A 3,282-nucleotide genomic window follows, 5' to 3' on the forward strand; every position below is an offset into this window, starting at 1 on the left:
GCTTCAGACCTGGGCGCGGACCGGCAGCGTCGGGATGAGGGCGTCGAGGTAGTCGGCCGTGTCCTCCCAGCCGTGGACCGCGTGGCAGGCGACGCCCATGGCGAGCACGGGGTAGTCGTTGCCGTCTGGGTCGAGGCGGTCGCCGACGAAGAGCATGTCGTCGAGGGGGATGCCGGTCGCATCGGCCAGCTGGCGCATGCCGTAGGCCTTGTCGATGCCGCGGTGGGTGATGTCGACCGAGGTCGATCCGCCGGAGCGGACCTCGAGGTCGGGGATGCGGGCCGCGACGGCCTCGCGAAGGCTGTTCTTCTTCTCCCCGGTCGGGTCCCACGCCATCTTCGCGTCGAGCGGCGCGCTCTGACCGAGAGCCGAGAAGGTGATCTGAGAGCCGCGGTCCTCGAGGATCTCGCCCCACGGTTCGGCTTCCCAGAGGCCGAGACGCTCGGCCTCCTCGCGGACGGCGGACAGCGCCCGGGTCTTCTCGTCTTCGGTGAGGGAGTGGGCGTAGACGGTCTGGATGCCGTCGGCGTCGAGGCGGTAGTACTGGGTTCCGCACGTGGGCATGAGGTGGAGATGCTCGAGGAGGGACGCATCCGTCTGCGGCAATCTCTCGACCACCTGGGACCGGAACTGCTGCAGTTGGCCGCCGGAGATGATCGCGACCTCCACGCGTTCCGCGAGAGCGAGCAACAGGTCGCCGATACGGGGATCGATCGCGGTCTTGGACGGGGCGAGCGTGTCGTCGAGGTCGAAGGCGACGAGACGGGGCGTGGTGTCGGGCACGGTGCTCCTGAGCGGTAGGTGGCCGCACCGAGGGTGGCGGCACGGTCGGCGTTCGCCGGACGCGGGCGACCGCGCGGCTTCAGCCGATTCTATGCGGGTCACGGCGACCGCATCGAGGTGGCCGTCGCGTCCGTCGTCGCCTCGTGAACCGCGGTGCGCGGAGCGGGGATCGCAGGCCTCATCCCCGGTTCATTCTTGTGGAATTCGCGGCCTTTCGCGCAAGCAATACGCCGGCCATTGAAATCGATGCGATGCATTGGGCAAAGGTGAATTGAAAATGAGATTTTCCTCATCATCGGCCAAAATACGAAAGATCCTCACAAGCAATGCTCAGCTCATCGTAGGGTTGCCGTCGACGCTGTGAGGTGGGTGGGGGCCCGAACGCGATCCCCGACCGTTTCGCGCGTCGTTCCACCGACACACACGAGATGAGACGATGACAAGAAACATGAAGCGCACGGGGTGGGTCGCTGCGTCCGCCGCTCTCGCGCTCACTGCGACCGGCCTTCTGGCCCCCGCGGTGGCCTTCGCCGGTGACAATCAGTCGATCGCACCCACGGCGGGTCCTGAGTTCGACTCGACCGCTCGCGAGCTGCTCAGCAGCGGCGACCAGGTCCAGGCTGTCGCCAAGGACGGCGAGGGCAACGTGGTCGTGTTCACCACCGCTGACGAGTCGAACCTGGAGGGCGAGGCCAAGTCCTTCGTCCAGACCAAGTCGAACGTCAAGGTCCAGCACATCGACAGCGAGTTCTCGGCTCTGGCCGAGAACGACGTCGTGGGTGGCGCCGGGTACCTGGGTTACGAGTCGTCCGACCCATCCAACGGCGGCTACTGCTCGGTCGGGTTCAGCGGCTGGACCCCGAAGGGCGACCCCGCGGTCATCTCCGCCGGTCACTGCGCCGTCGACGGCGTCATCGACCGCAGCATCCTGACCGTCCCCAGCACCGACCCCGCCGGCGGTGGCAACACCTCTGAGGAAATGGCGCCGCTCGGCTCGCTGTCGTTCTGGCAGTTCGGTGGCTCCGACAACTCGCAGGGTTCGGAAGGCGACGTCAACTCGGTCGACATCTCGACCATCGACGTGACCAACGATGACCTCGACCTTCTTCCGAAGGTCACCGACTGGAAGACGGCTTCGTCGGAAGACCTCGCTGCGTCGACCATCGACGTGCGCGCCGTGGGCTCGGCCCAGGTCGGCCAGGCCGCCTCGAAGTCGGGTCGCACCACCGGTTTCACCACCGGTACCGTCGACGCGGTCGAGGGCTGGTCGCGCATCGGCAAGCCCGACGGAACGTTCCGCTGGGTCTACGGCTTCGCCGTCGTCAGCGACCAGCGCGTCGGTGCCCCCGGCGACTCGGGTGGCGCTGTCATCCAGGGCAACACCGCCGTCGGTCTCGTCTCCGGTGGTACGGAGTCCGGCACCTGGATGTGGGCCGCTGACCTCCAGCAGGGTCTCGCCCAGACCGGTGGCTACACCGTCGCCATCAAGATCGACGACCCCGCTCTGACCTCGCCCGCCAACGGCGGCACGGTCGGCGTCGGCGCTCCCATCACGGGTACTGCCCCGGCCGGCACCACGCTGAAGGTCACGCCCGCTTCGGGTGACACGTTCGACGTGCCCGTCGACGGCAACGGGAACTGGACGTTCAACGCGCCCGACAAGCTCGGCACGTTCGCCTTCTCGATGACCGCGGTCAACGGCTACAACAAGTCGTCGAAGGTCGACGCCTCCGTCGAGGTCAAGGCTGAGGCGCCGGTCATCACGACGCCCGCCAACGGCTCCACCGTCGAGACCGAGGTCACCGCGATCTCGGGCACCGGCCTCGCCGGCGCCACGGTCACGGTCGAGGGCGATGTCGACGGCACCGCCAAGGTCGCCGCTGACGGCACCTGGTCGGTCGAGGCCGACCTCGGCTACGGCAACTACACCGTGACCGCCTCGCAGGCACGTGACGGCCAGACCTCGGCTGAGGCGACCTCGTCGTTCACCGTTGCTCCCGCCGCTCCCACCATCACGGGTATCCAGGACGGTGCCACCTACAGCGGTGACGCCATCCCGACCTCCGTCTCGGGCACCGGTGTGAATGGGGCCGTCGTGTCGGTCACCGTCAACGACGCCAAGGTGGGTCAGGCTACGGTCAAGGACGGCAAGTGGTCCGTCGCGCTGAAGAACGCTCTCGGTGAGGGCGCCTACACGGTCGTCGCCACCCAGACGATCGACAGCGTTTCGAGCTCCGCTTCGGTGAGCTTCGCGGTGGCGGCTGCTCCGGCGCCGACCCCCTCGCCGACCGCGACCCCCGGCCCCGCCGGTGGGGGTAACGGCGGCGGCAAGCTGCCCGTCACCGGTATGGGTGACCCGGCTCCGCTGGCCTGGGGTGCCGTTGCGCTCCTGCTCGGTGGAGTCGGTGCTCTCGGCTACCGTCGCCTGCGTCGCGTCGAGCGCTAAGCACGACTGAGTGAAAGCACCCCGGTGCTCCTTTGCGGAGCACCGGGGTGCTT

The 3,282-nt window shown here is 68.1% G+C and carries 2 protein-coding genes; one reads left to right on the plus strand and one right to left on the minus strand.

What is annotated here, in order from left to right; genetic code table 11:
• Window positions 1–3: 3 nt before the first annotated feature.
• Window positions 4–783 carry an HAD-IIB family hydrolase gene (locus P2P98_RS13525; protein ID WP_275800535.1) on the minus strand — a complete coding sequence of 260 codons (780 nt, stop codon included), beginning with the start codon at window positions 781–783 and terminating at the stop codon, window positions 4–6.
• 448 nt (window positions 784–1,231) lie between these two features.
• On the opposite strand from P2P98_RS13525, the gene P2P98_RS13530 reads away from it, so the two are divergent.
• The gene (locus tag P2P98_RS13530) at window positions 1,232–3,229 is read left to right on the plus strand and encodes a hypothetical protein (protein ID WP_275800536.1); all 1,998 of its coding nucleotides are present in this window, start codon (window positions 1,232–1,234) and stop codon (window positions 3,227–3,229) included.
• The last annotated feature ends 53 nt before the right edge of the window (window positions 3,230–3,282 follow it).

The sequence above is a fragment of the Microbacterium sp. Kw_RZR3 genome (assembly GCF_029222405.1).
Classification (GTDB): domain Bacteria; phylum Actinomycetota; class Actinomycetes; order Actinomycetales; family Microbacteriaceae; genus Microbacterium.